A 25180-nucleotide genomic window follows, 5' to 3' on the forward strand; every position below is an offset into this window, starting at 1 on the left:
CGGCGGTGCAACTGTCGCCGCCGCGGCGGGTCGGGGACATCGGTCAAAGGACCGCAGCTGACCGTTCCGCCGCACCGGCGTCGTCGTTGAGGGCGTCCCGCAGGGCGGCGCGGGCGGTGACCCCCAGCTTCGGGAAGATCCGGTACAGGTGGGCACCGACCGTCCGCGGCGACAGGTACAGCCGGCTGCCGATCTGCTTGTTGGACAGGCCCGAGGCGGCGAGCATCGCGATCTGGTGCTCCTGCGCGGTCAGCGCGGTCCTGCGCTGCCCGGCGTGCTGGGCCCGGTGGGTCGGTGAGGTCGCCCGGAGCTCGTGTTCCGCCCGCGCGGCCCACGGCCGTGCCCCGAGGTCGCGGAACGTCTCGAGGGCTGCCGCGAGCTGCGCCCGCGCGGCGCTCGTCGCCCGGGTGCGCCGCAGGTGCTCCCCGTACGCCAGCCGGGTGCGCGCGTGGGCGAACGGATGCCGGTCCGCCGCGGGCACGGTCAGCGCCCGCTCGAACCGGCGGGACGCGTCCGCGCCGGAGGCGACGAGAGCCCCGGTCGCCTCCCTGACCAGGGCGAGCTGCGGAGAGCCGGTGAAGAGCGGGACGTCCTGCATGGCCGCCACGTGCGCGGCCGCCTCGGCACGACGCCCGGTGCGGACAGCGGCCTCGACCAGGTCCAGGGCGACGACGGGCGCGACCGGCGCGTACGGCGCGAAGCCACCGGCCGTGCTGATCACGCTCAGCTGCTGGTAGGCGTCCTCGAACTCGCCGCGCCCCAGCGCGGCCAGTCCGCGGACCCGGCGGGCGAAGTCCCCGACGAGGCGGACGCCGCTCGGCGCCGACCACGCGACCAGTTCGTCCGCCAGGGACTGCGCCGCGCCGTCCTCGCCCCGGGCCGCTGCCAGCAGCCCCCGGCAGTAGACGCCGGGCTGGGTGACGAGGCGGTAGCCGAGTTCCTCGCCCCAGGCGATCCCCTCGCCCGCCAGGCGCTCGGCCTCGTCCCACCGTCCGCCGTCGAAGGCATCGTGGCAGAGCATCATCAGCGCGTTGACGGCCGAGGCGGCGGCACCGCCCGCCTTCCCGTCCGCGACCACCGTGCCGAGCGCCCGACGACAGCCGGGGAGGCGCCCGGCGTAGAACGCGGCGATGCCGACGCGGACGACCTGGCTGGGGTCGACGGCGGCGTCCACCGCGGCGACCAGGCCGTCCAGCCGGTCGAGCGCCGCTGCGGTGGACCGGACGGGGTCGGCGAAGACCGTGCTCGACACCGACAGCAGCGCCGGGGCGTCCTCTCCCAGCGTCGCGAGGGCCCGCTCGAAGGGCCGCCAGAGCTCGTCCCGCCCCCCGAAGTGGCAGACGAGCAGGAGGCTGTGCAGCGCGTCCTCCACCGCAGCGGCACCCGATCCGGAGTCGAGCGCCTGCTGGACTGCCCGCACCAGCAGGAGGTGTGCGGTCGCGACGTCGCCCTCCCCGTTGACCAGGTGGTGGGCCGCGGCCACCGCGACCTCGAGGGACCCCGGCGCCGCCGGGTCGGCGCTGTGCGCCGCCGACAGCAGCTGGGGGACGCTGCGCAGGCTCCCCGTGGAGTCGGCGCCCACGAACGCGGCGGCGGCGAGCCGGCGCGCCCGGTCCGGACCGGCCGGAGTCAGGTCCGCGGCCTGGAGCAGAGCGGTGACGGCCCGGACGACGTCCCCCTTGCGCCGTGCCCGCTGCGCCGCGACCTCGAGGAGGTCGGCGGCCCGGGCGTCGGGGCCGACGACCGACTCGGCGAGGTGCCAGGCGCACTCCTCGGGCCGGTCGACCAGCACGTCGGCCAGGGCGCCGTGTGCCCGCCGGAGCTCACCGCTGGTCGACAGTGCCACCACCGCGGACCCGATCAGGGGGTGCCGCAGGGTCACCCGCTCGGTGCCCACGTCGACGCGGACGAGCCGCGCCCGCTCGGCCGGCCCCAGGTCGTCGAGCCAGCCGTCGCCGGCCGCCGCCGCGCGCAGGGTCCGGAGGTCGCCCGTGCCGTCGAGCGCGACGAGGAGGAGCAGCCTCCGCGTCCTGGCGGGCAGGTCGACCAGCTGCTGCGCGACGACCTTCTGCAGGTGGCTGCTCAGCGGCAGCGCGGCCGGCAGCGGTTCCGACCCCGCGCGCTGCGGCCCGGTCATGACCGCCGGGAGCTCCAGCAGGGCCAGCGGGTTGCCCTGCGAGGTCGCCAGGACCCGCCGGTGGACCCGCTCACCGAGGTCGGGGAACCGTGCCCGCAGGAGCCGGGCCGCCGCGTCGTCGTCCAGCGGTGGGACCTCGAGCTGGGGGAGACCGGCCTGCAGCAGGACGCCTTCCCGGTCCGTCCGGGCGGCGACGAGCAGGCCGATCCGTCGCCCGTGCAGGCGGCGGGCGACGAACCCGAGGACGCCGAGCGTCGGCCGGTCCAGCCAGGGCGCGTCGTCGACGACGAGCAGCACGGGTCGGGACGTCGACGCCCGGGTGAGGAGCTCGAGGACGCCGGCCGAGACCAGCAGCCGGTGGGGCGTGGGCCCCGAACCCAGTGCAAGGGCGACGCACAGCGCCTCCCGGTGCGGCTCGGGGAGTGCCGCCAGGTCGCCGACGAGCGGGAGCAGGAGCTGGTGGAGGCCGGCGAAGCCGACCTCGGCCTCGAACTCCACGCCGGCCGCGCGGAGGACCGTGGCGGCCGAGTCCTCCGCCCGCGCGGCCACCTCCCCGAGCAGGGCGGTCTTGCCGACGCCCGGTTCCCCCGTCACCAGCAGGGCCGCCCCGTCGGCGAGCGCGCGCTCGAGGAAGGAGGCGAGCGCGGTGGACTCCGCCGAGCGGCCGATCAGGCCCGCATCGCCGGCGAGGACGGAAGGCGGCACACCGGGCAACGGAGCCTCTCCCGTGCGTTCCCCGGCAGGGCGGCCAGGTGTTGGTGACCCTCGGCCGGTGGTGCACGTGTCGGTGAGAGTGTCTCTCATCCCGAGGGTGGGCCACCAGCAGCTGGGGCACATCTGCCCGCTCGGCAGTCGGATGACCGATGCGCCGGAGAGGTCCGCGCGGCCATCGTCGCTCGGGCAGGCGGCGTCCGCGGCCGCCGGCGGACGAGCGTCCGACGCGATGACTGGTGACCGAGGGAGCCCGGGATGGCGACGTACCGGATGGTCTACGGCGACGACGAGCAGGTCGTGCAGGAGACCTACTCCGACGTCGAGGTCGAGCGGGAGGACGGCTGGACGGTGCTGTTCCGTGGCGGCGACGCGATCCTCCGGGTGCAGGACGCGCACGTGCAGTCCCTCGAACGCCTCCCGGCCCCGCCCGGCGAGGTCCCCGAGGGCACGCGGTAGGTCTGCGATGGACCCCTTCGTGTTCGGCTCGGACGGGACGGACCCCGAGGAGGACACCGGTGTCCTCGAGCCCGAGGACACCCTGGTCGACCCCGGCGGGATCCGCGACGTGCTCGACACCGGGTGGTCGCCGGCGGAGCGTCCGTGGGCGGCCACCGACTGGGGGACCACCGACGTCGAGGAGGCGACCGGGGAGCGGCTCGCGGGCCGGCTCGCGCGTGAGCTGCCCGACGAGCAGGCCGACGAGTGGGACGGACTGGGCGACGCCTCGGACACCGACGGGGAGCTCGTCGACGACGAGGTCGGTGCGCTCCGCGCCGGGAGACTGGTGGGGACGGTCGAGACGTGCGGGGACGTCGAACCGGAGCTGTACGCCGTGGACGCGGGCATCGACTCCGGTGCGGCGTCCGCCGAGGAGGCGGCCGTCCACCTCGTCCCGCAGGACGACGAGGGGTCGTCCGGCTGGGCAGGACGATGAGAGGCCGGCTGCTGCGGCGGCCCGGGAGGAGTGGACCGTGACCGAGTTGCCCCCATCCGGCGACCGACGTCTGGACGGCAACGCGGCCGGCGGTCTCCTTGCTGAGGTCCTCGCCGTCGAGGCCACCACGGCCGTCTCGACGTGCGCCTCCTGCGGGCTGCCGTCGGCTCTCGGTGAGCACCTGCTCTACGCCGACGCGCCGGCCCTGGTGCTGCGCTGCCCCGGCTGCATGCAGGTCGTGCTCCGCTGCGCCTCCGACGAGTCGGGGCTGCGCCTGGAGATGAGTGGCGTCCGCCTGCTGGCGGTCCCCTCGGTGTCCCGACGCCCCAGCTGAGCGACGGCTGCCGAGGTCGAGGAGGCGGGCCTGGGTCCGGCCGCCGGGACGGGGGAGCGGCCACGGCGACCGGACCGGCCGGCCCTAGACCGAGACCGCCTGCAGGGCGTGCTGGACCACCTCGGTGACCGCCTTCGGCTGGGTCACCATGACCACGTGGGATGCGTCCACCTCCGTCACCGTCGCACCGGCTCGTGCGGCCATGGTGCGCAGGACGTCGGTGCCGGCCGCTCGGTCACCGGTCGGGATGACGGCCCACGACGGCAGGCTCCTCCACGCCGGGACCCCGGTCGGCTCGCTGAAGCCGAGGGACGAGATCGGCCGTTGCGTCGCTGCCATGATGCGGGCCTGCTCCTGGGACACGTCGGCGGCGAAGGCGTCGTGGAACTGGTCGGGGTCGATCGCGAACTCCGTGCCCGATCCGTCCGCTCCGGTGGGGTAGCGCCATTCGACCAGCGCGCTGTTGAGCACGCTGTCCTTGGAGTCGGCCTCGACGTCCTGGAGGGCCTCTCCCTCGTCGGGTGCGAAGCCCGCGACGTAGACGAGTCCGACCACGTTGCCGGCGGGCAGTGCCGCGTTGGTGATGACAGCACCGCCGTAGGAGTGGCCGACCGCCAGCACCGGCCCCGGGAGCTGGGACAGGGCACTGGCCACGTAGGCGGCGTCGACGGCGATGCCGCGCAGCGGGTTGGAGACGGCGCGCACCCGTACGCCTGCGGCCAGCAGCTGGGCGACGACGTCGTTCCAGCCGGAGCTGTCGGCGAAGGCGCCGTGGATCAGCGCGACGGTCGGTGCACGGTCGCCGGCTGCGGTCGTTCGGGTCATGGTGGACTCCTGGTCGGGGACGGCGGGACGGACGGCTGCGCCCGGCGGCCCGGATCCGGGACGACCTGACGCAGGCAGCGAGGCTGCTCCGGGCCGGTGGCCCGCCGCATCGGTCAACCGACCATCGGCTCCCGCGTCGGCGAGGAGGGCGGCACGACCGGCTGGGGCGCGCGCCCGTGGGCATGGAAGTCGTGGATGGCGGTGCGCACCTCGTCCGGCCGTTCCTCCATCATGAAGTGCCCGCAGTCCAGCGCCCGTCCGCGGACGTCGTCCGCCCACGCCCGCCAGACGGCCAGGGTGTCGTACCAGGCCCCCAGGGCCCCCCGGCCGGCCCACAGGACCTGCACGGGGCAGCCGATCCGCCGCCCGGCGGCGCGGTCCTCGTCGTCCCAGCGGCGGTCGCACGTCGCCCCGGCCCGGTAGTCCTCGCACATCGCCTCGATCGCCGCCGGGTCGCGGGCGCAGCGCAGGTACTCGGTGACCGCTCGCGGGGGGAAGCCGCGGATCGCGCCACCGAACTCCGCGTCGAAGAAGAAGAAGTCAGGGTCCTGTGCGATGAGCCGTTCGGGGACCGGGTGCGGCTGGGCGAGGAAGGCCCAGTGCCAGTAGCCGAGGGCGAAGCGGTCGTCGGCGCGGGCCCACACCTCGCCGGTGGGGACGACGTCCATGACCGTCAGCCGCCGCACGGCCTCGGGGTGGTCCAGGGCCATGCGGTAGCCCACCCGGCCGCCGCGGTCGTGGCCGACGACGTCGAAGGTGTGGAAGCCCAGCCGGTCCATCAGCCCGACGCAGTCCTCGGCCATCGCGCGCTTGCCGTAGCTCTCGTGGCCGGGGACGGCGGCCGGCTTGGAGCTCTCCCCGTAGCCGCGCAGGTCCGGAGCCACCACGTGGAAGTGGCGGGCGAGCCCGCCCGCGACGAGCGCCCACGCCAGGTGGGTCTCCGGGTAGCCGTGCAGCAGGAGCAGAGGGGGCCCCGATCCGCCGTCGCGGACCCGCAGGGTGACGTCCCCGACCCGCACGCGGGACAGCCGGAGGTCGTCGAAGCCATCGGGGAACGGTTGCCCGTCTGCGGTCCCGGGGTCCACGGACATCGGTGCCTCCTCGGTCGCTCGGCCGGTGCGAGGGCGACAGCGGAGTCTGCTCGGGACGGGGACGTCGGCGCATGAGTCGGACGACTGCCACCGTGCTCGCGGTGCACGATGAGCTGACAGCAGTCGACTTCGGGGGTGCGGCGTGGGTCCGACGAGCCCGGCCGGCGGCTCGCGCGAGGAGCGGCGGCTCCGGATCGAGCACACGGCTCTGGAACTGTTCCGTGCCCGGGGGTTCGACCAGGTCACGGTCGAGGACGTCTGCGCCGTGGCAGGGGTGGCCCCGGCGACCTTCTACCGGCACTTCGGCACCAAGGAGGAGGTCGTCTTCGCCTACGGCGACGCCTTCAAGGCCGCGATGGGTGCGGCGCTCGGTGCTGGTGCGCAGGTGCCGGAGCGCGACCGCCTGCGGGTGGTCCTGCTCGAGTTCGCCACCTTCCTCGAGTCCCAGCAGGACCTGCTCGCCCTGCGGGACCAGATCGTCCTGGGACACCGCAGCCTCATGCAGCGGACGCTGTCCCTGCAACGCGAGGTGGAGGGCGTGCTGGCCCTCGGTCTCGCGCGGCTGCGCGACCTGGACGAGCCGGACGCGACCGCGCTGCTCGAGGCCGGGATGGCGCTCCTGGCGCTGCGGGTGGGGGTCCGGACCTGGCGCGCGGGCCAGGAGCGGTCGCTGCCGGACGCCGCACACCATGCCCTCGTCCGCCTTCGGCACCTGGCCCGCGACGCGGCGGTGGAGGGACCGCCGTGAGGCGCAGTCGCTCGCCCGATGCGGACCCCTGCGCCGGATCCGCAGGATGGGGACGGTCCCCACCGCCTGCCGAGAGGTGCGCCCCATGGCCGTCGACCCGACCCCCGGCTCCCTCCCGCCCCGGGACGCGTTCGCCGGCGCGCTGCAGCGCACCGAGGTCCAACGCGGACGGTTCTCCGTCCCCGGACGGGAGATCGTCCAGGTGCTGACGGAGATCCCGGTCGGCGTGCAGTCCGGCTGGCACACGCACCCCGGGGAGGAGGTGGGCTACATCGTCGACGGCACGGTCGAGATGCTGGTCCAGGGCCGGCCCCCACGGACACTGCGTGCCGGAGAGGGGTTCCTCATCCCCCCGGGCACGCCGCACAACGCCCGTGACGTCGGTCCGGGGACGGGCCGGATGCTGTCCACGTACCTGGTCGAGGCCGGGCAGCCGCTGGTGGCACTGCTCAGCGGTCCAGCCGGATGACCGCAGGCAAGGGACGTCGTCCGGCTGCTCCGCGGGCCGGACACGCTGGGGACGCCGGTCGTCAGGCGGGTGTGCAGCGGCGCGGTGGCGACGGCCGCCTCCGCCCGCCGCTGACCGTCAGTCCCGCGGCCGCCGGCCGATCTTCGACCCCAGCCAGGTGAGCGGGTCGTAGCGGCGGTCCACCACCCGCTCCTTCAGCGGGATGATGCCGTTGTCGGTGAGGTGGATCCCCTCCGGGCAGACCTCGGTGCAGCACTTGGTGATGTTGCAGTAGCCCAGCCCGAACTCGTCCTGGGCCGCGTTGCGGCGGTCGGTCACGTCCAGCGGGTGCATGTCCAGCTCGGCCAGCCGGATCAGGAACCGGGGGCCGGCGAACACCCTCTTGTTCTCCTCGTGGTCCCGGATGACGTGGCAGGTGTCCTGGCACAGGTAGCACTCGATGCACTTGCGGAACTCCTGCGAGCGTTCGACGTCGACCTGCTGCATCCGGTGGTTGCCGTCGGGGTCCCGAGGACGGGGCGCGAACGCCGGGATCTGCGCGGCCTTCGCGTAGTTGTAGGACACGTCGGTGACCAGGTCGCGGATGACGGGGAACGTCCGCATCGGGGTGACGGTGACCGCTTCGTCCTCCCCGAACGTGCTCATCCGCGTCATGCACATCAGCCGCGGGCGCCCGTTGATCTCGGCGCTGCAGGACCCGCACTTGCCGGCCTTGCAGTTCCAGCGGACGGCGAGGTCGCCGGCCTGGGTGGCCTGCAGCCGGTGGATGACGTCGAGCACCACCTCGCCCTCGTTGACGGCGACGGTGAAGGTCTGCAGGTCGCCGCCGGCGGCGTCGCCGCGCCAGACCCGGAACGTGGCGTCGTAGCTCATGCCTGTTCCTCGAAGATCTCGGCCAGCTCCGGGGGCATCTGCGGCAGAGGCTGCCGGGTGAGCCCGACCGATCCGTCGGCGGCGCGGGCGCAGATCAGGTTCGTCCGGGCCCACTCGGAGTCCGTGGCGGGGAAGTCGTCGCGGGTGTGCCCGCCCCGGCTCTCCTCGCGGGCGAGGGCCGCCCGGGCGATGCACTCGCTGACCAGCAGCATGTGCGGCAGGTCCAGCGCCAGGTGCCAGCCGGGGTTGTACTGGCGGTGGCCCTCGACGGACAGGTTCGCCACCCGCTCCTTGAGCGCGGCGATCCGCTCCAGCGCCTGCTCCATCTCCGGTGCGGTGCGGATGATGCCGACCAGGTCGTGCATCGTCTGCTGCAGGTCGTGCTGCACGGTGTACGGGTTCTCCCCGCCCTCCCGCTCGAACGGCAGGAGCGCCGCCCGTGCCGCGTCGGCGAGTGCCTCCTCGGCCAGCGCGACGACGCCGGTGCGCTTCTCCGCGTGTTCCGCGGCGGCCCGCCCGGCCCGCCGTCCGAACACCAGCAGGTCGGACAGGGAGTTGCCGCCGAGCCGGTTGGACCCGTGCATCCCGCCGGCCACCTCGCCGGCCGCGAACAGCCCCGGCACGCGCGCCGCCTCCGTGTCCGGGTCGACCTCCACCCCGCCCATCACGTAGTGACAGGTCGGCCCGACCTCCATCGCCTCGGCGGTGATGTCCACCTCGGCGAGCTCCTTGAACTGGTGGTACATCGACGGGAGCCGCTTGCGGATGTACTCCGCGGGGCGCCGGGAGGCGATGTCGAGGAACACACCCCCGTGCGGGGTGCCGCGCCCGGCCTTGACCTCGCTGTTGATCGCGCGGGCGACCTCGTCGCGGGGGAGCAGCTCAGGCGGACGCCGGTTGTTCTTCTTGTCCTCGTACCAGCGGTCGGCCTCGTCCTCGGTCTCCGCCGTCTCCTTGCGGAAGAAGTCGGGGATGTAGTCGAACATGAAGCGGTTGCCCGCGGAGTTCTTCAGGACGCCGCCGTCCCCGCGCACGCTCTCGGTGACCAGGATGCCGCGCACGGACGGCGGCCAGACCATCCCGGTGGGGTGGAACTGCACGAACTCCATGTTCACCAGGGTGGCGCCGGCCTGGAGGGCCAGGGAGTGGCCGTCGCCGGTGTACTCCCAGGAGTTCGAGGTGACCTTGTAGGACTTCCCGATCCCGCCGGTCGCCAGCACGACCGACGGCGCCTGCCAGGCGACGAAGCGCCCGGACTCCCGCCAGTACCCGAAGGCGCCGGTGATCCCGTCCTCGTCGGTGAGCAGCCGGGTGACCGTGCACTCCATGTAGACGTCGATGCCGAGGGCGACGGTGCGCTGCTGCAGGGTGCGGATCAGTTCCAGCCCGGTGCGGTCGCCGACGTGCGCCAGGCGGGCGTACCGGTGCCCGCCGAAGTCGCGTTGGCTGATCAGACCGTCGGGTGTGCGGTCGAACAGGGCGCCCCAGTCCTCGAGCTCGCGGACCCGGTCCGGCGCCTCCTGAGCGTGCAGCTGCGCCATCCGCCAGTGGTTGAGCATCTTCCCGCCGCGCATGGTGTCGCGGAAGTGCACCCGCCAGTTGTCGTCGGCCCAGGTGTTGCCCATGGCGGCGGCGATCCCGCCCTCGGCCATCACCGTGTGCGCCTTGCCGAGCAGGGACTTGCACACCACCGCCGTCCGCGCGCCCTGCTCGTGGGCCTCGATCGCGGCCCGCAGACCGGCACCGCCGGCCCCCACCACGACGACGTCGTACTCGTGCCGCTCCAGTTCCATCAGGCCCCCGTCATCAGAAGAACCGGAGATCGGAGATCGTGCCGGTGGCGAGCAGCAGGACGTAGAAGTCGGCGAAGGCGACGCTGAACAGCGAGACCCACGCGTACCTCATGTGATCGGCGTTCAGCCGGGAGACCGCGGTCCAGAACCGGTATCGCAGCGGATGCCGGGAGAAGGAGTTGAGCCGGCCGCCGACGATGTGCCGGCAGGAGTGACAGGACAGCGAGTACAGCCACAGCAGGGCGGCGTTCGCCAGCAGGACGAGCGTGCCCAGCCCCATGTGCCCCCATGCGCCGGTCTCGTCGCGGAAGGCGAGGACGGCGTCGTAGGTGAGGACGAGGTTGAACAGCAGGCCCAGGTAGAAGAAGTAGCGGTGCACGTTCTGGCCCAGCAGCGGCAGCCGCGTCTCACCGGTGTAGCGCCTGTGCGGCTCGGCGACCGCGCAGGCGGGCGGCGAGAGCCAGAACGACCGGTAGTAGGCCTTCCGGTAGTAGTAGCAGGTCAGCCGGAAGCCCAGCGGCACGACGAGGATGTAGATCGCCGGGGAGATCCAGGCCGGCCCGGTGAAGAACTCCGGGAACGTGTCGCCCTCGCACGCCGTGGTGATGCACGGCGAGTAGAACGGCGAGATGTAGGGCTCGGCGAAGTAGTGCGCGTTCTGGAACGCGCGGAACGACGAGTAGACGATGAACGCCACCAGTGCGACCACCGTGAGCAGTGGCTGGAGCCACCAGCGGTCGGTGCGGAGCGTCCTCGCCGCGATCGCCGCCCGGCGCGGCGCGGCCATCCCGTTCCCGCCGCCGGGGACGACCGCCCCGGCCCCCCGCGGAGCGGTGGTGGTCACCGCCCCATGCGGCCCGACCCGCCGATGCCGTCGTCGTCCCCGTCGCCGTAGACGGCCGCGAACGGCTCGTGCGCCCGACCGCGTGCCTGTGCACCGCACAGCAGGTTGAGGTCGTCGCGGAGCCGTGCCACGTCGACCCTGAGCCGTCTGGCGTCGACGGTGTCACCGAAGTGTCTGGTGACCGTGGCGCAGGCCTGCTCCAGGGTGTCGACCGCCGTGCGGGCCGCTGCCACGTCCTGTTCCAGGGACATCGCTGCCTCCAGATCGCTGCTGCCGCCGCGAGGCGGCGAGGACGGAAGTCGACCACGGACGGCGGCCGGGGGAAAGGGGCTCGGCCGCGCCACTTCGGCGCGGTCCGTCGAGGTCCGGCGGCTGTCCGCACGGGGCCGCGGAGTGGCTCGGGCACCGTGGTCCGGGGAAGGCCCCGGGAGGTCGGTCAGGTGCGGTCGAGGTCCTCGAGGGCTCGGACGTGCTCACCTGGCACCTGCCCACGCTCGTCATCCTCACCGCCCTCGCCGCCTGCTCCCTGTCCACCGGCCGGCTGGCGCGGTGGCAGGGTTGCACCCTGCTGGCGCTCTACCTCGCGTACTGGGTCGTCAGCCTGATCGCGTTCGGCGGAGCGCCGGTGGCCCTGGACTGATCAAGGACCCCCTTGCCCCCCGCCACTCGCAGGCTCGCGGCGGGGCCCTGCAAGGGGGCCGACCGGGCCGACCGGGCCGACCGGCCCGGTCGAGGACGTCACAGGCGGGAGGGGGGTGGGCGATGCCGGGCTGGGGGTGGACGCTGGTCGGGGTGCTGGGGGGCCTGCTGCTGTGCTGGGTGGTGCTGATGGCGGTGTTGTGGGCCACGCGTCCGGACGAGCTGCGGCTGCGGGACCTGCTGCGGTTGCTGCCCGACGTGGTGCGGCTGGTGCACCGGCTGGCCGGCGACGGCACCCTGCCGCGTGCTGTCCGGGTCCGGCTGTGGTTCCTGCTCGGCTACCTGGCGACGCCGCTGGACCTGGTGCCCGACTTCGTGCCCGTGCTCGGCCACGCGGACGACGCGATCGTGGTCGCCCTCGTGCTGCGCTCGGTGGCCCGCCGCGCCGGCCCGGCAGCGATCGACCGGCACTGGCCCGGCACCCCGGACGGTCTGGCCGCGCTGCGCCGCGCGAGCCGGCTCCCGGAGTAGGGGACCCCCCGTTCCCGACCCCGGGTGCCTACGCTCTCCGCATGGGCAACATCGGCAAGGAAGTCCGCCGCATCGAGGTCCTCCCCGTCCCCGAGCCGGCGCCCCGGCCGGCCGCTCCGGAGCGACCCGAGCCGCACCGGGAACCGGCTCCGGCGCGGTAGCCACGATGGACGCCTACGGCGGCTTCGAGCCGCAGGTGGGCCAGGTCAGGGCGCTGCGCACCTTCCGGATCGGTCCGGACGGCGGCCTGTACCCGCTGTTCTCGAGCCGGCGGTGGCAGGACGGCCCCAACACCGCGCAGTGCTCGCGGGAGGACAGGCCGCCGCACCGCAGCCCGGACCCGGACTGCACGTGCGGCTTCTACGCCTACGGCTCGGAGCAGTGGGTCGGGGACCAGCCGATCAGCCGGCACGTCCTCGCGGTGGTCGCCTGCTGGGGCCGGGTCGTCGCGGGGACCCGTGGGCTGCGGGCGGAGCACAGCCGGGTGGAGGCGCTGTGGCTGTCGGCCGCCGTGCCGCCGGACCTGGTGGAGCAGGTCGTCCGGGAGCACCCGTCGGTGGAGGTCCACCGGGACCGTCCGCGGATGCTGGCCGAGCACCCGCTGACGTCACTGGACTGCTACGAGCCGGCCGGGTGGGGGAGCAGCCGTCCTGCCGGGCGGCTGTGGTGGTCGGTCGCCGTCGGGGCGGCCCTCATCGGCGTGCTCCCGGCCGAGTGGCTGGGGGGAGACCACAGGGCCGCGGTGCTCTGGGCGGTGCTGGGCGTGGCCTTCGGCCTGGGCGTGCTCCCCCTGGCGCGGCGGGGACCCGACGCCGGCGACTGGGGACGACGTCTGCTCTGCCTGGGGACCTCGATGTGGCTGCTCGCGTCCTTCCTGGGTCCGGTCGGCGCGATGCTGGTGCGGTTGCCGCTGCTGCAGGCCGCCACGATCGCCGGGCTGCAGCACGTCTGCCTGCTCCTGGAAGCCCGGCGCATACCGGCCCGCATCGCCCCCTGACCCGGCTCAGCGCGGCCCGCGCCGGCGCCGTCCCCGGCCGGTCCCGTCGGTGGGCAGGGGAGCCGCGGCGGGCGAGCGGGCGGCACCGATGCTGGCTCCGACCACCAGCCCCACCGCCAGCAGCTGCACCGGGGTGAGCACCTGGCCGAGCACGAGCAGCCCGGCCAGCGCCGCGGCGGCCGGTTCCAGGCTCATCAGCACACCGAACACCCTGCTGGCCAGGGTGCGGAGCGCGGTGATCTCGAGGGCGTACGGCACCACCGAGGACAGCAGGGCGACAGCCAGCCCGGCCAGCAGCACGTCGGGCGCCAGCAGCGCCGGGCCGGCCGAGGCGACCCCGAGGGGCAGCACCATGAGCGCGGCGGCCGCGCTGGCGAGGGCGAGCCCGTCCAGGCCCGCGGAGCGGCGTCCGGTCTCGGCGGACAGCAGGATGTAGCCGGCCCAGCACACGCCCGCGCCGAGGGCGAAGACCACGCCGGCGGGGTCCAGCCCCGTCAACGAGCCGTGCCCGAGCAGGAGCACGCCCGCGGCCGCCATCAGCACCCAGCCCAGGTGCTGCAGCCGGCGTGACAGCACCGCGGCCAGGCCCAGCGGCCCGAGGAACTCCACGGTGACCGCCGCGCCGATCGGCAGCCGCGCCAGCGCCTCGTAGAACAACCCGTTCATGGCGGCCAGCGAGAGCCCGAAGGCCGCGACCACGGCCCAGTCGGCGCGCGAGCGACCCCGCCAGCGCGGCCGGACCAGCAGCACCAGCACCAGCGCGGCGCCGCACAACCGCACGGTGACCATGCCGGCCGGTCCGGCCCGGTCGAACATCGTCGCGGCCAGCGCGCCGCCGAACTGCACCGACAGGATGCCGCCGAGCACCATGCCGACCGCTCCGCCCGTCCCGGGCGTGCTCCAGCGGCGCAGCCCGGAGGCGCGACCGGAGGTCGGGACGGTGGCCGGTGGTGGGGTGCTCATGCGGGTGCGGTCCCGGGGCGGTCAGGGGAGGTGGGCGCCCTCGACGCTAGACACCGGCCCGTCCTGGAGCCGCGGTGGGTGCGGGCGTCCTACGGTGCGGCGGCATGGTGCACCGATCGACGCTCCTGGCGGTCGCCTCCGCGCAACTGGCCGCCCAGCTGGCCGGACACGTCGTCGCGCTGCGGCGGCGCCGGCACTTCGACGTCCCGTTCAGAACGGGCAGCCGCGAGCACCTCGTCCGGGACTGGCTGTGGTTCGGGACGGCGTACAGCGCCCCGCCCTACCTTCTCGGGCCCCAGGCCTGGGCCGTCGTCCGGCTGGTCCGCGGACCGGACGACTCCGCGCGCCGGGTGCTGGGGTGGCTGGGCACCGGCCTGACGCTGGGCTGTGCGAGCGAGCGGATGATGCGCGCCCGGCTGGGCCCGGCCGGGTTCGACCCGCTCGAGACCCCGATCGTCGCGGGGGTGTGGGGCGGCGCGCTGGCGATGGCCGTCCTCGCCCGCCGCTGACCGTGCCCCGGAGCGGTCAGGCGGCGGCCCCGGCACCGCTCAGGTCACCCGACGCCGCCCGACGCCGACGAAGACGGGCGCGAACACGGTGGGGCGGACCGGTGCGGCGTCCATCCGGTCGAAGGCCGCCGTCCAGCGGTGGACGTCGTCCTGGACGGCGAGCCCCGCCTCGAGCAGGGCGTCCCGGGCGGCCCACGACGGTGGGCGCATGCCCGGGGGCATGGCGGCGATCGTGTAGTGGCCCTCGTGCCGCTCCACGTCGAGGCCGGCCCGCTCGAGCAGCTGCCGCAGCCTCAGCCCGGTACGCAGGTCGTTGCCCTTCCGGCGGTGCAGCTCGACGTACCGCTCGTGCAGGTCGGCGAGCTCGGGGTCGGTGTCCAGGGTCCGTAGCGCCGTCCCGTCGGCGTCCACGAGGTACACGGACCCGCCCGGCCGGACCAGGCCGGCGAGGTGGTCGACGATCGCCTGCTCCCGGCCGCCGTTGTGCGCGAGGACGTGCCGCATCAGCGCGACGTCCACCGATCCCGGCGCCACCCCGCTGTCGGTGCCGGTGCCCTCTCGCACCTCGACGTTGCCGGCCCCGCTGTCGGCGACCAGCCGCCGGGCGGCGGCCCGCGCGGAGCGGTCGGGTTCCACACCGATCACCCGGCCCGTCGGGCCGACGACCTCGGCGACCACCACGGCGACCGCGGCGGGACCGCACCCGACGTCCGCGACCGTGGCGCCGGGCACGATGCCGGCGGATCGCCAGGAGTCGGCCTCGTCGGTCCGGGCCCGGTCGGCCATCATCCGGTACCGCCGGACCTCGTCCTCGGTGACCTCGAGTGCGTACTCCGTCATGACGGTCCCCCCTGGGTCCGCAGGCATGGTCCCGCCGGCCGGGGGAGCCGTCCAGCCCTCCGCCGGGCGCAGCCGGTGCCCAGGGTGCGCCGGCTGTGGACTGCAGCACATCGGTCCGGTGCCCCCTTGCCCCGCTGCCGACCGGGTAGGGGACGGGCATGCCGCAGCTCCAGTTGAAGCCAGTGCGTGACCAGGTCGTCGTCGTGATGGGCGCGTCGAGCGGCATCGGCCGCGCGACCGCGGCCCGGCTCGCCGCGGAGGGGGCGAAGGTCGTCGTCGCCGCCCGGGGCGAGGCCGGCCTCCGGTCGCTGGTCGAGGAGATCCGGGCGGCGGGAGGGGAGGCGTGCGCCGAGGTCGCGGACGTCACCGACCCCGCCGACATGCGGCGGGTGGCCTCGCGCGCGGTGGCCGAGTACGGCCGGCTGGACACCTGGGTGCACGCCGCCGCGGTGCTGCTGGTCGCGCCGTTCGAGGAGACGACGCCGGAGGAGTTCCGCCGGGTCCTCGACGTGAACCTGCTGGGCCAGGTGCACGGGGCCATGGCCGCCCTGCCGCACCTCAAGCAGCACGGGGGAGCGCTCATCCACATCTCCTCCATGGGGGCCAAGCGGGGCGTGCCCCTCCAGACCGCCTACTGCGCCTCCAAGCACGGCATCGACGGGTTCGTCGAGACGCTCCGGATGGAGGTCCGGCGCGAGGGGCTGCCGGTCAGCGTCACCAACGTCATGCCGGCGACCATCAACACGCCCCTGTTCGACCAGGCGCGGACCAAGATCGGCGTCAAGCCGGTCGCGCCGCCGCCCATCTACCAGCCCGACGTCGTGGTGGACGCCGTCCTGTACGCCGCGGAGCACCCGGTGCGGGACCTGGTCGTCGGCGGGTCGGCGAAGGCGCTCATCCTCGGTGAGAAGCTGGCCCCCGGCCTGGTGGACGCACTCCTGGTCCGCTTCGGGTTCGAGGCGCACGACACCGGGGAGCCGAAGTCGGCCGACGCGCCGGACAACCTCTTCGCGCCGCTGGACGGGCACGACACCGCCCGGGGCGGGTTCGACGCGACCGCCTGGCCGCACAGCCTGTACACGGCGCTGCAGCGGCACCCGGTGGTCCGCCGCGTCCCGCTGGCGTCCGAGGCCCTCGCCGTGGTGGGGCTCGTCCTGAAGCCGCTGGCGCGGTAGGCGGCGGCACCGGCCGGGTGCCGGGAGCCCGCGGGTCAGGCGCCGGCGGCGGCCACGGCCTCGTCGACCAGCCGGACGACGCGCGACGGGACGTCGGCGACCGGGCTGTGGCCGGCGAGGGGCAGCACCCGGAAGCGGGCGCCGGGGACCAGCAGCGCCACCCAGGCGGCCTGGCTGAGCGCCAGCACGTCGTGGGTGCCCTGGGCCACGAGGACCGGGCAGTCGACCGACCGGTAGTCGACCGTGGCCTCGGGCAGGACGGCGTGGCGGAGCAGCCGCCAGAAGTCCTCCGCCTCCGCGAACCCGCGGACCAGGGCCGCTGCCTCCCCGGGGGGCGTGCGCCAGCCCCGCGCGCGCAGCAGACCCAGCGTGGCCGTGCGGACGACGGCGGGGCGCATCAGCCGGTCCGCGGCCGGGGCGAGCGTGTCGAAGGCGATCCGGGCCGCCGCGAGGGCGGCCGCCTGGTAGGCCCGTCCCGGCGGGCCCAGCGGTCCGGTCGGGGCGATGGCGACCACCGACCGGGCCCGCTGCCGGCGGGCCAGCTCGAGGCCGAGACGGCCGCCGAGCGAGACGCCCAGGACGTGCGTCGCGCCGACCTGCTGCCGGTCGAGCTCGCGTTCCAGGGCGTCGGTGAGCGCCGGGACACCGGGCACCGGCGCCAGCGCGCGGGACCCTCCCTGCCCGGGCAGGTCGACCACCAGCACCTCGTAGCGCTCGGCCAGCCGCGGTACGACGGCGCGGAACTCCGCGACGGTGCTCCCCAGCCCGGGCAGCAGCAGCAGCGGAGGACCGCTGCCCTGTCGGTGCACGTGCAGGCCCGGATGTCCGCTCGCCCCGTCCACCAGCCGATCCAACCCCGACCGCCGGCCCCGCGCCGGTCGAGGCACCCGGGCGGCGACCCGGCCGGGCTACCGGCGCCGGGTGAGGGCCGCGAGCGCGGCCTCGATCCGCGACCGGGTGTCCTCGGACGTCCAGCCGGCGAGGACGGCCGCGTCGTCGCCTGCGGTCGCCTCGATCGCCGCGTTCGCGGGACGGTGCAGCGCGACCTTGGCCAGCCGGTAGGCCTCCGGCGACCGCGCGGCCAGCTCGGTGGCCCGGGCGACCGCCCGCGGGAGCAGGTCACCGGGGTCGGTCAGCTCGTCGACCATCCCCAGGGCCAGCGCGCGATTCCCGTCCACGCTGTCCGCGCCCAGCAGCACCTGGCCGGTCCGGGGGCCGAGCGCATGCCGGACGACCTCCAGGGCGGCCACCGGGAAGGGGACGCCGACGGTCAGCTCGGCCAGCCCGATCCGTCCACCCGACATCAGCCGGAGGTCGCAGGCCAGGGCCAGGACGCAGCCACCGGCGATGGCGTGCCCGTTGACCGCCGCGACCGTCGGCCGCGGATGGTCGAAGACGGCGCGGAACGTGCGGGACAGCGCGGCCAGCAGCTCCCCGGTGTACGGCCGGCCGCCGTCCACGACCCGCCGCAGGTCCACCCCGGCGGAGAACGCCGAGCCGCTGCCGGTGACGACCAGCGCCCGGTCGGACCCGGTCACGGCCTCGGTGAGCGCGTCCAGCAGCTCGACGTCCAGGGCGCCGACCCGGCCGTGCTCGATGCGCAGGACGGCGACGTCGTCCCGTTCCTCGGTGACCAGCATCGGGCCATCATCACGCACTCCGTCCCGTGCCGGACGGCGCGGCCCCGCGGCGGCGTCCGGTCCCGGATCGCGCCCGGGCGTGCCGACCGGTAGGACGATCACCGGGACGCCGAGGGCGCGATCCCCCCACCCGACGAGGCGAGGACCGCAGGTGAGCGCACCCGACCTGGACACCGACCCCTGGCTCGTCCGCGAGCCGTGCGTGGACGCCGGGACGCTCGGGGTCGCCGAGTCGGTCTTCAGCCTCTCCAACGGCTACGTCGGGATCCGCGGCACGCTGGACGAGGTCGAACCCTGCGGCATGCGCGGCACCTACCTGTCCGGGGTCTACGGGGTCCACCCGCTGTCCTATCCCGAGGGGGGCTACGGGCAGCCCGAGGAGGGGCAGGCCCTGCTCACCGTCGCCGACGGCACGCCGCTGCGCCTGCTCGTCGACGGCATCGTGCTCGACGTCCGTGAGGTCCGCCCCTCCGTCCACGAGCGCACGCTGGACCTGCGCGCCGGCACGCTGGACCGCCGGGTGCGCTGGACGGCGCAGTCGGGTGCGACGGTGGAGGTGACCTCGCGGCGGCTCGTCTCCCTCGTGGAGCGGTCGGTCTGCGCGGTGCGCTACGAGGTGCGCGTGCTGGACCGGCCCGCGCACGTGCTCGTCCGCTCCGAGCTGGCCGCCGGCGAGGTGACGCCGACGGGCGTGGACAACGACGACCCGCGCGTCGCGGAGCAGCTGGACCGGGCGTTCGAGCCGCACGCCCAGATCGGCACCGCCGACGGTGGCTCCCTGGTGGAACGGACGCGCCGGTCGGGCATCACGGTCGCGGCCACCGTCGCCCACGAGGTCGACGGCGGGCGGGTGAGCACCGACGTGGACGAGCAGCACGTCGTCACCACGGTCGCCGCCGACCTGCACCCTGGGCAGAGCCTCACGATCGTGAAGGTCGTCGGGTACAGCTGGTCGCACGCCGCCGGGTCCGACTCCGTCCTGGCGGAGGCGTCAGCGGCGGTGAGCTCCGCACGGGACCTCGGGTGGGAGGGGCTGCTCGCCGGTCAGCGCGCCGCGCTGGACGAGCTGTGGGCCACGGCGGACGTCGAGGTGGACGGCGACGCCGAGCTGCAGCAGGCACTGCGCTACGCCGTGTTCCAGCTGTCCTGCTCCGCAGCCTGCATCTCGGGTGCCCCCGTCGGCGCGAAGGGCCTGACCGGCGTCGGGTACAGCGGCCACACCTTCTGGGACGTCGAGGGGTTCGTCGTCCCCGCCCTGACCCTGCTGCGCCCGGACGCGGCGGCCCGTCTGCTGCAGTGGCGCTCGGGCACGCTCGACCTGGCCCGGGACCGGGCCCGGACGCTGGCGCAGGAGGGGGCCTGCTTCCCGTGGCGCACGATCAACGGGGCCGAGGTCTCCGCGTACTGGCCGGCGAGCACGGCGGCGATGCACGTCAACGCCGACGTCGCCCGCGCCTTCTGGCTGTACGCGAACGTCACCGGGAAGGACCTCGACTCCGTCGGGGGCCTGCCGGTGCTCGTGGAGACGGCCCGGCTGTGGACGTCCATCGGCCACCGGGACGCGGCGGGTGCGGTGCACTTCTTCGGGATGACCGGCCCCGACGAGTACACCGGCGTCGTCGACGACAACGTCTTCACCAACCTGATGGCCCGGCGCAACCTCCGGCGGGCTGCCGAGGCGTGCGAGCGGTCGCCGGAGGGGGCGGCGGCGCTGGGCGTGGACGACGACGAGACCGCGGCCTGGCGCGCCGCGGCCGACGCCGTCCACGTCCCCTGGGACGCGGACCTGCGCGTGCACCCGATGAACGCCAACTTCACGGCCTACCAGGAGTGGCCGTTCGAGACCGAGCGCGACGCCTACCCGGTCCAGGAGCACCACCACTACGCCACGTTCTACCGGCGTCAGGTGCTCAAGCAGGCCGACCTGGTGCTGGCGCTGTGGTGGTGCCGCGAGGACTTCACGCCCGAGGAGGTGGCGCGCGACCTGGACTACTACGAGGCGCGCACCGTGCGGGACTCCTCGCTCTCGGCCGCCGTCCAGGCGGTCGTGTGCGCCCAGGCGGAGCACCCCGACCTGGCCCTGCGCTACCTGCGGGAGTGCGCCCTGGTGGACCTGCGCGACCTGCAGGGGGACACCGCCAAGGGCCTGCACCTGGCTGCGGTGGGCGGGGCGTGGCTGGCGGTGGTCGCCGGTCTGGGCGGGCTGCGGGAGGACCGCGAGGAGCTGGAGATCGCCCCGCTGCTGCCGGCGTCGCTGACCCGAACCGCCTGGTCGCTCACCTGGCGCGGCAGGTTGCTCCGCGTGGAGACGACGCGGGAGGGCACCACGGTCACCCTGGTGCGCGGGGAGGGGCCGGTGACCGTCGTCGTGGACGGCACGCCGTCGTCCGTCACGGCCGGGGCGCCCGTCTCCGCACCGCTCCGGGCTCCGGCCCCGGTGCTCGACGAGCCGAGGCAGCCGTGCGGTCGTGAACCGCGCACGTGAGCGGTGGCGATGGACCGTCGGCGTCCGTGGTCGGAGGACAGGCCAGGCTCGGGTCCCGGCGGCCCGGGCTCCCGGCGTGCGCGTCGGCGGAGTAGCGTGGAACGCGCGCCGGGCGGCCTGCCGCACCCGGCGCGGCAGGGCGGACCCCCGACGTGCGGAGGACCCCGGTGCGGGATCCGGGGTCGGGTCCACCCTCTCGTCCGGCGGGTCGGAGATGGACGCCGATGTCCCACGAACAGACCCCACAGGGATCCAGCGCCGGTGACGTCCTGGAGTACCTGGCCCGGTCGTCGCTGCCCGGGCAGCCGATGGTCGGCCCGCTGCAACGGGTCACCGACCTGGTCAAGACGGTGATGCCGGGCGACTGCGAGGCATCGGTCACGCTGCTGGTCGGACAGGACCCGTCCACCGTCGTGGCCAGCGGGCAGCTCGCCGAGGACCTGGATCAGGGCCAGTACGAGCACCGTGCCGGCCCCTGCCTCCACGCGGCCGAGACCGGGGAGATCGCCGAGATCCCCGACACCTGGAGCGAGCGGCGCTGGCCGGATCATGCACGCCGCGCCGCTGAGCACGGCAACCTCTGCTCCCTGTCGGTGCCGCTGGTCATCGACGACCCGCTGGCGTCCGGGGCGCTGAACATCTACGCCCGGCGCCCGAACGCCTTCGACCAGGACAGCCGGTCGCTGGCCACCCGGGTCGCGCTCTACGCCGCGGTCGCCGCCGGCAACGTGGTCCTGTACCGACGAGCGGTGAAGCGGGCGGCCGACCTGGAGGCGGCGATGGCGTCGCGCGCGGTCGTCGAACAGGCCAAGGGGATCCTCATGGAGCGCCACAAGGTGACCGCCGCCGGGGCCTTCCGCATCCTCGCCCGGGTGTCGGTCCGCACCGACGTCAAGGTGCGGTACCTCGCCCAACGCCTCGTCCGCACCGGTGAGCTCCGCCCGTCGTAGGGCACCGCCGGGACGGGAGCCCGTGCGACCGCCGGCCCTCCCGGGGTCGTCGGGCAGCTCACGTACGACCTCCCGGGAGGTGGTCGGAGGCTCGAGCAGACCATCCCAGCGCCTGTCGGGTGGAGGAGACCCGGCATGCGCCTCATGACCTCGACCCAGGGAGCCCTTGAGCGGAGGAAGCATGGGCGAGCCCGCGCGCGGGTCGGTCGGTGGCTACGTCCACGACGCCCTGCTCTACGACTCGGTCGACGACCTGACACGCGCCGCGGCGCCGTTCCTCCGGGACGGCCTCGCCGCCGGTGATGCCGCCGTCATCGCCGCCGGCCCCCGGACGGCGGGCGTCCTGACCGAGGCCCTCGACGACGACCCCCGACTCCACGTGCTCGAGCGGTCCGACGTCTACCGGACGCGGACGCCCGCGGCGATCACGGCCTTCCGCCGGCTGGCGGAACGCTGCTCGGCGGATGGCATCGGCCGTGTCCGCGTGGTCGGCGAGGTCGACTTCGGCCCCACCGAGCGGGACTGGCTGGAGTGGCAGCGGTACGAGGCGGTCATCAACGTCGCGCTCGCCGCCTGGCCGCTCTGGGGCCTGTGCGTCTTCGACACCCGGCGACTGCCCGAGCAGGTGCTCACGTCCACGCTGCGCACCCACCCCAACCTCGTCACGCCGGAGCGTCGCGGATCGAATCCGCTCTTCGGTGACCCGGTGCGTTACCTGCGGGCGCTCCCCGTGCCGGGCGAGCCGCTCCAGGACACCCGACCGCGGATGGCCGCACGGGACGTCTCCGACGTCGTCGGGCTCCGGCACGCCGTCGCGGCCGAACTCGCGACCGCGGATGCTCCCCGCGCAGTGTCCGAGGACTTCCTGCTCGCGCTGCACGAGGTGACCTCCAACGCGGTCCGGCACGGTCACCCGCCGATCGACGTCGCGCTGTGGACGTCGACCGACAGGCTGGTCGGCACCGTCAGCGACGGTGGGCGGGGGTGGAACGACCCGTTCGCCGGCTACGGGCCCGCGGACGGTGGCGACCTGTCCAGCGGTGGCATGGGCCTCTGGCTCGCACGCCAGCTGTGCGACCACCTCGACATCACCCATGACGGGGAGGGTGTCACCGTGCGACTGACGACGTACCTCCGCTGACGGACCGCTGGGCCGTGCCGGCCGGGACGTCCCGGGGCCCTTCGACCGGCGACCCCCGAGGACCCCGAGCGGTAGCGTCGCCGTCGTGACAGCTCTCCGGCAGCTGGAAACGCCGAGCGGCCTCAGGTCCGGCGATCACCTCTTCTGGACCTTCACCGGCCTCTCGGACCTGTGCGCCGCGGTCCTGCCCTTCCTCGACGAGGGACGCCGGCTCGGCGAGCAGCTGCTCCTCGTCGGGGTGCCCCGGTCCGACGTGCTCGATGCACTCGGTGCACTGCCCCAGCGCGACGAGATGCTGGCCAGCGGGCAGCTCGAGGTGCGGTCCTCGGCCGAGGTCGTCGAGCTGGACCCCGTGGAGAGGCTGGAGTCGGTCCGGAGTGAGGTGGAGGCCGCGCTGGAGCACGGTCGCACCGGCCTGCGGATGGCGACGGACGCCACCCCGCTGGCTCGACGAGGTCTCGAGGAGCGCCGGCGACTGCACGTCTACGAGCGGCTGGCGGACGCCATGGCGGCGACCGTCGCCCTGACGACCATGTGCCTGTTCGACGCCTCCCTCGACGACGACGTCCTCGGGCCGATCGCCGTCCTGCACCCGGATCAGCGCCACGGGACGAGGGAGCCGCTGGGTTGTCTCTCCGGCCGCGGCCCGTGGCTGTCCCTGCGCGGGGAGCTGGATGCCGGACTGGCCGACGACGTCTTGCGCGCCCTCGTCGACGTGGCCCGCGATGCGCCCGGTGACGTCGTCCTGGATCTCGCCGACCTCGACTTCCTCGACGTGGCCGGCGCCCGCATGCTGGCGAACGCAGTGCGCATGCTCGCCGACGTCGGGGTGGACCTGCGCATCATCGGGGCGCGCCGGCTCGCCGGCCGCTGCCTCGAGTTGTTCGACCTGTCCGGCGGACCGGCGGTCCCCGGATGACCTCGGTGCGTTGCCGACCGGGCGTCACCTCGTGGTCGACCTGCGTGGGTCAGCGGTAGCAGTAGGAGTCCGACGAGGCGTCGCCGCCCTGCAGCCGGGTCTGGTGCGGGCGCAGACCCTGCCAGTCGTCCCCGGCGAGGAGGAACCGCCCGTCGACGGCCATCCCGCCCGAGACCGGATCGGCGTCGACCTTGGCCATCCAGGAGCCGACCCCCTCGGGGAAGAACTGGTCGTCCCATGCGCCGTAGAGGGAGTTGGTGACGTAGATCCGCCGTCCGTCCCGGCTGACCTCGACCATCTGCGGGCCGCCGGCCAGTGCCTCCCCGGGGGCGGCCGGGTGCGCCGTCCGGCGGACGATGCCGCCGAGCCGGACCGAGCCCACCTCGCGCGGGTGCGCCGGGTCCGAGACGTCGTACTGCTTGAGCTCACCGGTGCCCCAGCAGGAGACGTAGAGCATCCGGTCGTCCACCGAGAGGTCGATGTCGGTGACCAGGGGCGGCACCGCGCCGAAGGGCTGCAGCGCCGGAGGCAGGTCGGCGGGGTCGGCCGGCTCGGCGGGGATGGTGATGACCTGGTCCGCCGTCCACTGGCCGCCGTCGCGGTGCCACCGCCAGATCGAGGCGGAGAGGTCTGCCGTGGAGACCACGACGCCGACGAAGCCCCAGGTCGCCTCGGGGTCGTGCGAGGGCCGCAGCTCCAGGACCATCTGGTGCTCGGTGCCGAGGTCGACGGTCTGCAGGTTCCGGCCCTCGGCGAGGTCCCAGAAGTGGATCCGGTGGCCGTACCGACCGCCGAGCAGGAGGTCGGGCACCAGCCCGTCCTCGACCATGGACGGCGTGCCCCACTCGCTGGACACGAGCGTGTTCTGGTTGAGGTGCCACCAGGCGTCGTAGGCGAGGTACTGGTCACCCCGGTCGGTCTCCCAGGCGCGGAGGACGTCGAAGGTGCCGTGGTCCAGCAGCGCGATCCCACCCGGGCCGTCGCCGTCCCGGGAGGCGCCGTCGCCGCTGCCCAGGCAGGTGAGGAAGATCCCGTCCGGGCCGCAGTGCAGCGTGTGCGGCCGCGAGTACCCCGCCCTGGTCGCCAGCTCCTCGGGCTCGATCGTCTTGTGCAGCCGAGGTGAGCGGGGGTCGGGCTGGGTGTCGTAGACGTGGATCCGCGAGCTCCTCAGGCCGGGCAGCAGGAGGTAGCGACGCTGCAGGCCGTCGGGACCCATGTCGTGGCCCTCGTGCCGCAGGGCGCTGGAGCAGGCGTTCCAGCCGAAGTGGTGCAGCTCGTCGCCCGTCGTCGGGAGGTCCGTCCATCCCACGAACCGGCCGTAGGTGTCGGACTCCTCGTCCACGTCGACCACGGTCAGTGCGTCCGGACGCCGGCCGGAGCGGTCGAAGGCCACCACGTAGGCGAGCTCCTCGGCCGGCGCGGCGATGGCCTCGGACGGGCTGCGGTAGAAGGTGGGGTCCGTCGTGCCGGCGGACGCGGGTAGGCCACTGTCGCTCATCGTCATCCACCCCTGGGGAGTGCGGGGGACACCGGGTCGCACAAGCGTCCCGCAGCGACCCCGCGAGGGGAAGGGCCGTCCCGGCCCCGCGGCGCGGCATGGGGAGATCTCCCGATGTACCGGCTCGCGCC

The 25180-nt window shown here is 74.6% G+C and carries 26 protein-coding genes; 14 read left to right on the forward strand and 12 right to left on the reverse strand.

Annotated elements, in window-relative coordinates; genetic code table 11:
• Positions 1-43: 43 nt before the first annotated feature.
• Positions 44-2842: a helix-turn-helix transcriptional regulator gene (locus ACWIX6_RS11470; protein WP_448612553.1), complete on the reverse strand. Its 2799-nt coding sequence runs from the start codon at positions 2840-2842 to the stop codon at positions 44-46.
• A 264-nt stretch (positions 2843-3106) separates the two neighbouring features.
• On the opposite strand from ACWIX6_RS11470, the gene ACWIX6_RS11475 reads away from it, so the two are divergent.
• The 3 genes from ACWIX6_RS11475 to ACWIX6_RS11485 are packed head-to-tail and all read left to right on the forward strand — an operon-like array spanning position 3107 to position 4119.
• On the forward strand, positions 3107-3307 hold the full coding sequence (locus ACWIX6_RS11475) for a hypothetical protein (protein ID WP_448612554.1): 201 nt from the start codon (positions 3107-3109) through the stop codon (positions 3305-3307).
• A gap of 7 nt (positions 3308-3314) precedes the next feature.
• Positions 3315-3785 (forward strand): DUF5709 domain-containing protein, encoded by a 471-nt coding sequence (locus tag ACWIX6_RS11480; protein ID WP_448612555.1) that lies wholly within the window; start codon positions 3315-3317, stop codon positions 3783-3785.
• Between the two features lie 37 nt (positions 3786-3822).
• On the forward strand, positions 3823-4119 hold the full coding sequence (locus ACWIX6_RS11485; protein ID WP_448612556.1) for a DUF6510 family protein: 297 nt from the start codon (positions 3823-3825) through the stop codon (positions 4117-4119).
• An 84-nt stretch (positions 4120-4203) separates the two neighbouring features.
• On the opposite strand, the gene ACWIX6_RS11490 is transcribed toward ACWIX6_RS11485, so the two are convergent.
• Together ACWIX6_RS11490 and ACWIX6_RS11495 are read right to left on the reverse strand one after the other, a co-directional pair.
• Positions 4204-4944 carry an alpha/beta fold hydrolase gene (locus ACWIX6_RS11490; RefSeq protein WP_448612557.1) on the reverse strand — a complete coding sequence of 247 codons (741 nt, stop codon included), beginning with the start codon at positions 4942-4944 and terminating at the stop codon, positions 4204-4206.
• Positions 4945-5057: 113 nt separating this feature from the next.
• Positions 5058-6035, reverse strand: a complete 978-nt coding sequence (locus ACWIX6_RS11495) for an alpha/beta fold hydrolase (RefSeq protein ID WP_448612558.1) — start codon at positions 6033-6035, stop codon at positions 5058-5060.
• A gap of 142 nt (positions 6036-6177) precedes the next feature.
• Here ACWIX6_RS11495 and ACWIX6_RS11500 point away from each other — a divergent pair, with 142 nt between their 5' ends.
• Together ACWIX6_RS11500 and ACWIX6_RS11505 are read left to right on the forward strand one after the other, a co-directional pair.
• Positions 6178-6783 carry a TetR/AcrR family transcriptional regulator gene (locus ACWIX6_RS11500; protein WP_448612559.1) on the forward strand — a complete coding sequence of 202 codons (606 nt, stop codon included), beginning with the start codon at positions 6178-6180 and terminating at the stop codon, positions 6781-6783.
• 85 nt (positions 6784-6868) lie between these two features.
• A complete protein-coding gene (locus ACWIX6_RS11505) occupies positions 6869-7252 on the forward strand; it encodes a cupin domain-containing protein (protein WP_448612560.1) in 384 nt (127 codons plus the stop codon).
• A gap of 117 nt (positions 7253-7369) precedes the next feature.
• Here ACWIX6_RS11505 and ACWIX6_RS11510 read toward each other — a convergent pair whose 3' ends face one another.
• From ACWIX6_RS11510 to ACWIX6_RS11525, 4 genes are read right to left on the reverse strand one after another with little or no spacing between them, the layout of a single operon-like run.
• Positions 7370-8125: a succinate dehydrogenase/fumarate reductase iron-sulfur subunit gene (locus tag ACWIX6_RS11510; RefSeq protein WP_448612561.1), complete on the reverse strand. Its 756-nt coding sequence runs from the start codon at positions 8123-8125 to the stop codon at positions 7370-7372.
• Positions 8122-9918, reverse strand: a complete 1797-nt coding sequence (locus tag ACWIX6_RS11515) for a fumarate reductase/succinate dehydrogenase flavoprotein subunit (RefSeq protein WP_448612562.1) — start codon at positions 9916-9918, stop codon at positions 8122-8124. The genes ACWIX6_RS11510 and ACWIX6_RS11515 overlap by 4 nt, the downstream gene beginning before the upstream one ends.
• A 13-nt stretch (positions 9919-9931) precedes the next feature.
• Positions 9932-10762, reverse strand: coding sequence for a hypothetical protein (locus ACWIX6_RS11520; RefSeq protein ID WP_448612563.1), 831 nt, complete (start codon positions 10760-10762; stop codon positions 9932-9934).
• A complete protein-coding gene (locus tag ACWIX6_RS11525; protein WP_448612564.1) occupies positions 10759-11013 on the reverse strand; it encodes a hypothetical protein in 255 nt (84 codons plus the stop codon). Before ACWIX6_RS11525 ends, ACWIX6_RS11520 begins: the two co-directional genes overlap by 4 nt.
• Before the next feature lie 218 nt (positions 11014-11231).
• On the opposite strand from ACWIX6_RS11525, the gene ACWIX6_RS11530 reads away from it, so the two are divergent.
• The 3 genes from ACWIX6_RS11530 to ACWIX6_RS11540 all read left to right on the forward strand — a co-directional run bounded on the left by ACWIX6_RS11530 (position 11232) and on the right by ACWIX6_RS11540 (position 12929).
• On the forward strand, positions 11232-11402 hold the full coding sequence (locus tag ACWIX6_RS11530) for a hypothetical protein (RefSeq protein ID WP_448612565.1): 171 nt from the start codon (positions 11232-11234) through the stop codon (positions 11400-11402).
• 122 nt (positions 11403-11524) lie between these two features.
• Positions 11525-11932: a YkvA family protein gene (locus ACWIX6_RS11535; protein WP_448612566.1), complete on the forward strand. Its 408-nt coding sequence runs from the start codon at positions 11525-11527 to the stop codon at positions 11930-11932.
• Between the two features lie 166 nt (positions 11933-12098).
• Positions 12099-12929 (forward strand): hypothetical protein, encoded by an 831-nt coding sequence (locus ACWIX6_RS11540; protein ID WP_448612567.1) that lies wholly within the window; start codon positions 12099-12101, stop codon positions 12927-12929.
• A 6-nt stretch (positions 12930-12935) separates the two neighbouring features.
• Here ACWIX6_RS11540 and ACWIX6_RS11545 read toward each other — a convergent pair whose 3' ends face one another.
• A complete protein-coding gene (locus ACWIX6_RS11545; RefSeq protein WP_448612568.1) occupies positions 12936-13892 on the reverse strand; it encodes an EamA family transporter in 957 nt (318 codons plus the stop codon).
• Positions 13893-13996: 104 nt separating this feature from the next.
• Here ACWIX6_RS11545 and ACWIX6_RS11550 point away from each other — a divergent pair, with 104 nt between their 5' ends.
• On the forward strand, positions 13997-14401 hold the full coding sequence (locus ACWIX6_RS11550) for a hypothetical protein (RefSeq protein WP_448612569.1): 405 nt from the start codon (positions 13997-13999) through the stop codon (positions 14399-14401).
• A gap of 39 nt (positions 14402-14440) precedes the next feature.
• Here the strand turns inward: ACWIX6_RS11550 and ACWIX6_RS11555 are convergent, their stop codons facing one another.
• Positions 14441-15241 (reverse strand): methyltransferase domain-containing protein, encoded by an 801-nt coding sequence (locus ACWIX6_RS11555; protein WP_448612570.1) that lies wholly within the window; start codon positions 15239-15241, stop codon positions 14441-14443.
• Between the two features lie 158 nt (positions 15242-15399).
• Here ACWIX6_RS11555 and ACWIX6_RS11560 point away from each other — a divergent pair, with 158 nt between their 5' ends.
• Positions 15400-16416 (forward strand): SDR family oxidoreductase, encoded by a 1017-nt coding sequence (locus ACWIX6_RS11560; RefSeq protein ID WP_448612571.1) that lies wholly within the window; start codon positions 15400-15402, stop codon positions 16414-16416.
• A 35-nt stretch (positions 16417-16451) separates the two neighbouring features.
• Here the strand turns inward: ACWIX6_RS11560 and ACWIX6_RS11565 are convergent, their stop codons facing one another.
• Positions 16452-17258: an alpha/beta fold hydrolase gene (locus ACWIX6_RS11565; protein WP_448612572.1), complete on the reverse strand. Its 807-nt coding sequence runs from the start codon at positions 17256-17258 to the stop codon at positions 16452-16454.
• A gap of 66 nt (positions 17259-17324) precedes the next feature.
• Positions 17325-18056 carry an enoyl-CoA hydratase/isomerase family protein gene (locus ACWIX6_RS11570; RefSeq protein WP_448612573.1) on the reverse strand — a complete coding sequence of 244 codons (732 nt, stop codon included), beginning with the start codon at positions 18054-18056 and terminating at the stop codon, positions 17325-17327.
• A gap of 151 nt (positions 18057-18207) precedes the next feature.
• On the opposite strand from ACWIX6_RS11570, the gene ACWIX6_RS11575 reads away from it, so the two are divergent.
• From ACWIX6_RS11575 to ACWIX6_RS11590, 4 genes are all read left to right on the forward strand, one after another.
• On the forward strand, positions 18208-20541 hold the full coding sequence (locus ACWIX6_RS11575) for a glycoside hydrolase family 65 protein (protein ID WP_448612574.1): 2334 nt from the start codon (positions 18208-18210) through the stop codon (positions 20539-20541).
• 224 nt (positions 20542-20765) lie between these two features.
• Complete coding sequence (locus tag ACWIX6_RS11580; RefSeq protein ID WP_448612575.1) at positions 20766-21491, forward strand: GAF and ANTAR domain-containing protein; 726 nt, start codon at positions 20766-20768, stop codon at positions 21489-21491.
• A gap of 181 nt (positions 21492-21672) precedes the next feature.
• Complete coding sequence (locus ACWIX6_RS11585; protein WP_448612576.1) at positions 21673-22632, forward strand: anti-sigma factor RsbA family regulatory protein; 960 nt, start codon at positions 21673-21675, stop codon at positions 22630-22632.
• 85 nt (positions 22633-22717) lie between these two features.
• Positions 22718-23551: an MEDS domain-containing protein gene (locus ACWIX6_RS11590; RefSeq protein WP_448612577.1), complete on the forward strand. Its 834-nt coding sequence runs from the start codon at positions 22718-22720 to the stop codon at positions 23549-23551.
• A gap of 49 nt (positions 23552-23600) precedes the next feature.
• Here ACWIX6_RS11590 and ACWIX6_RS11595 read toward each other — a convergent pair whose 3' ends face one another.
• Positions 23601-25049 carry a selenium-binding family protein gene (locus tag ACWIX6_RS11595; protein ID WP_448612578.1) on the reverse strand — a complete coding sequence of 483 codons (1449 nt, stop codon included), beginning with the start codon at positions 25047-25049 and terminating at the stop codon, positions 23601-23603.
• Positions 25050-25180 lie beyond the last annotated feature (131 nt).

The organism is Modestobacter sp. URMC 112 (assembly GCF_053502575.1).

Excerpts from the sequence above, each read along its gene's own strand:
- ACWIX6_RS11525 (WP_448612564.1), bottom strand. The coding sequence starts at position 11,013 with ATGTCCCTGGAACAGGACGTGGCAGCGGCCCGCACGGCGGTCGACACC.
- ACWIX6_RS11585 (WP_448612576.1), top strand. The coding sequence starts at position 21,673 with ATGGGCGAGCCCGCGCGCGGGTCGGTCGGTGGCTACGTCCACGACGCC.
- ACWIX6_RS11570 (WP_448612573.1), bottom strand. The coding sequence starts at position 18,056 with ATGCTGGTCACCGAGGAACGGGACGACGTCGCCGTCCTGCGCATCGAG.
- ACWIX6_RS11535 (WP_448612566.1), top strand. The coding sequence starts at position 11,525 with ATGCCGGGCTGGGGGTGGACGCTGGTCGGGGTGCTGGGGGGCCTGCTG.
- ACWIX6_RS11510 (WP_448612561.1), bottom strand. The coding sequence starts at position 8,125 with ATGAGCTACGACGCCACGTTCCGGGTCTGGCGCGGCGACGCCGCCGGC.
- ACWIX6_RS11475 (WP_448612554.1), top strand. The coding sequence starts at position 3,107 with ATGGCGACGTACCGGATGGTCTACGGCGACGACGAGCAGGTCGTGCAG.
- ACWIX6_RS11540 (WP_448612567.1), top strand. The coding sequence starts at position 12,099 with ATGGACGCCTACGGCGGCTTCGAGCCGCAGGTGGGCCAGGTCAGGGCG.
- ACWIX6_RS11555 (WP_448612570.1), bottom strand. The coding sequence starts at position 15,241 with ATGACGGAGTACGCACTCGAGGTCACCGAGGACGAGGTCCGGCGGTAC.
- ACWIX6_RS11515 (WP_448612562.1), bottom strand. The coding sequence starts at position 9,918 with ATGGAACTGGAGCGGCACGAGTACGACGTCGTCGTGGTGGGGGCCGGC.
- ACWIX6_RS11560 (WP_448612571.1), top strand. The coding sequence starts at position 15,400 with ATGCCGCAGCTCCAGTTGAAGCCAGTGCGTGACCAGGTCGTCGTCGTG.
- ACWIX6_RS11545 (WP_448612568.1), bottom strand. The coding sequence starts at position 13,892 with ATGAGCACCCCACCACCGGCCACCGTCCCGACCTCCGGTCGCGCCTCC.
- ACWIX6_RS11490 (WP_448612557.1), bottom strand. The coding sequence starts at position 4,944 with ATGACCCGAACGACCGCAGCCGGCGACCGTGCACCGACCGTCGCGCTG.
- ACWIX6_RS11550 (WP_448612569.1), top strand. The coding sequence starts at position 13,997 with ATGGTGCACCGATCGACGCTCCTGGCGGTCGCCTCCGCGCAACTGGCC.
- ACWIX6_RS11595 (WP_448612578.1), bottom strand. The coding sequence starts at position 25,049 with ATGAGCGACAGTGGCCTACCCGCGTCCGCCGGCACGACGGACCCCACC.
- ACWIX6_RS11580 (WP_448612575.1), top strand. The coding sequence starts at position 20,766 with ATGTCCCACGAACAGACCCCACAGGGATCCAGCGCCGGTGACGTCCTG.
- ACWIX6_RS11505 (WP_448612560.1), top strand. The coding sequence starts at position 6,869 with ATGGCCGTCGACCCGACCCCCGGCTCCCTCCCGCCCCGGGACGCGTTC.
- ACWIX6_RS11480 (WP_448612555.1), top strand. The coding sequence starts at position 3,315 with ATGGACCCCTTCGTGTTCGGCTCGGACGGGACGGACCCCGAGGAGGAC.
- ACWIX6_RS11495 (WP_448612558.1), bottom strand. The coding sequence starts at position 6,035 with ATGTCCGTGGACCCCGGGACCGCAGACGGGCAACCGTTCCCCGATGGC.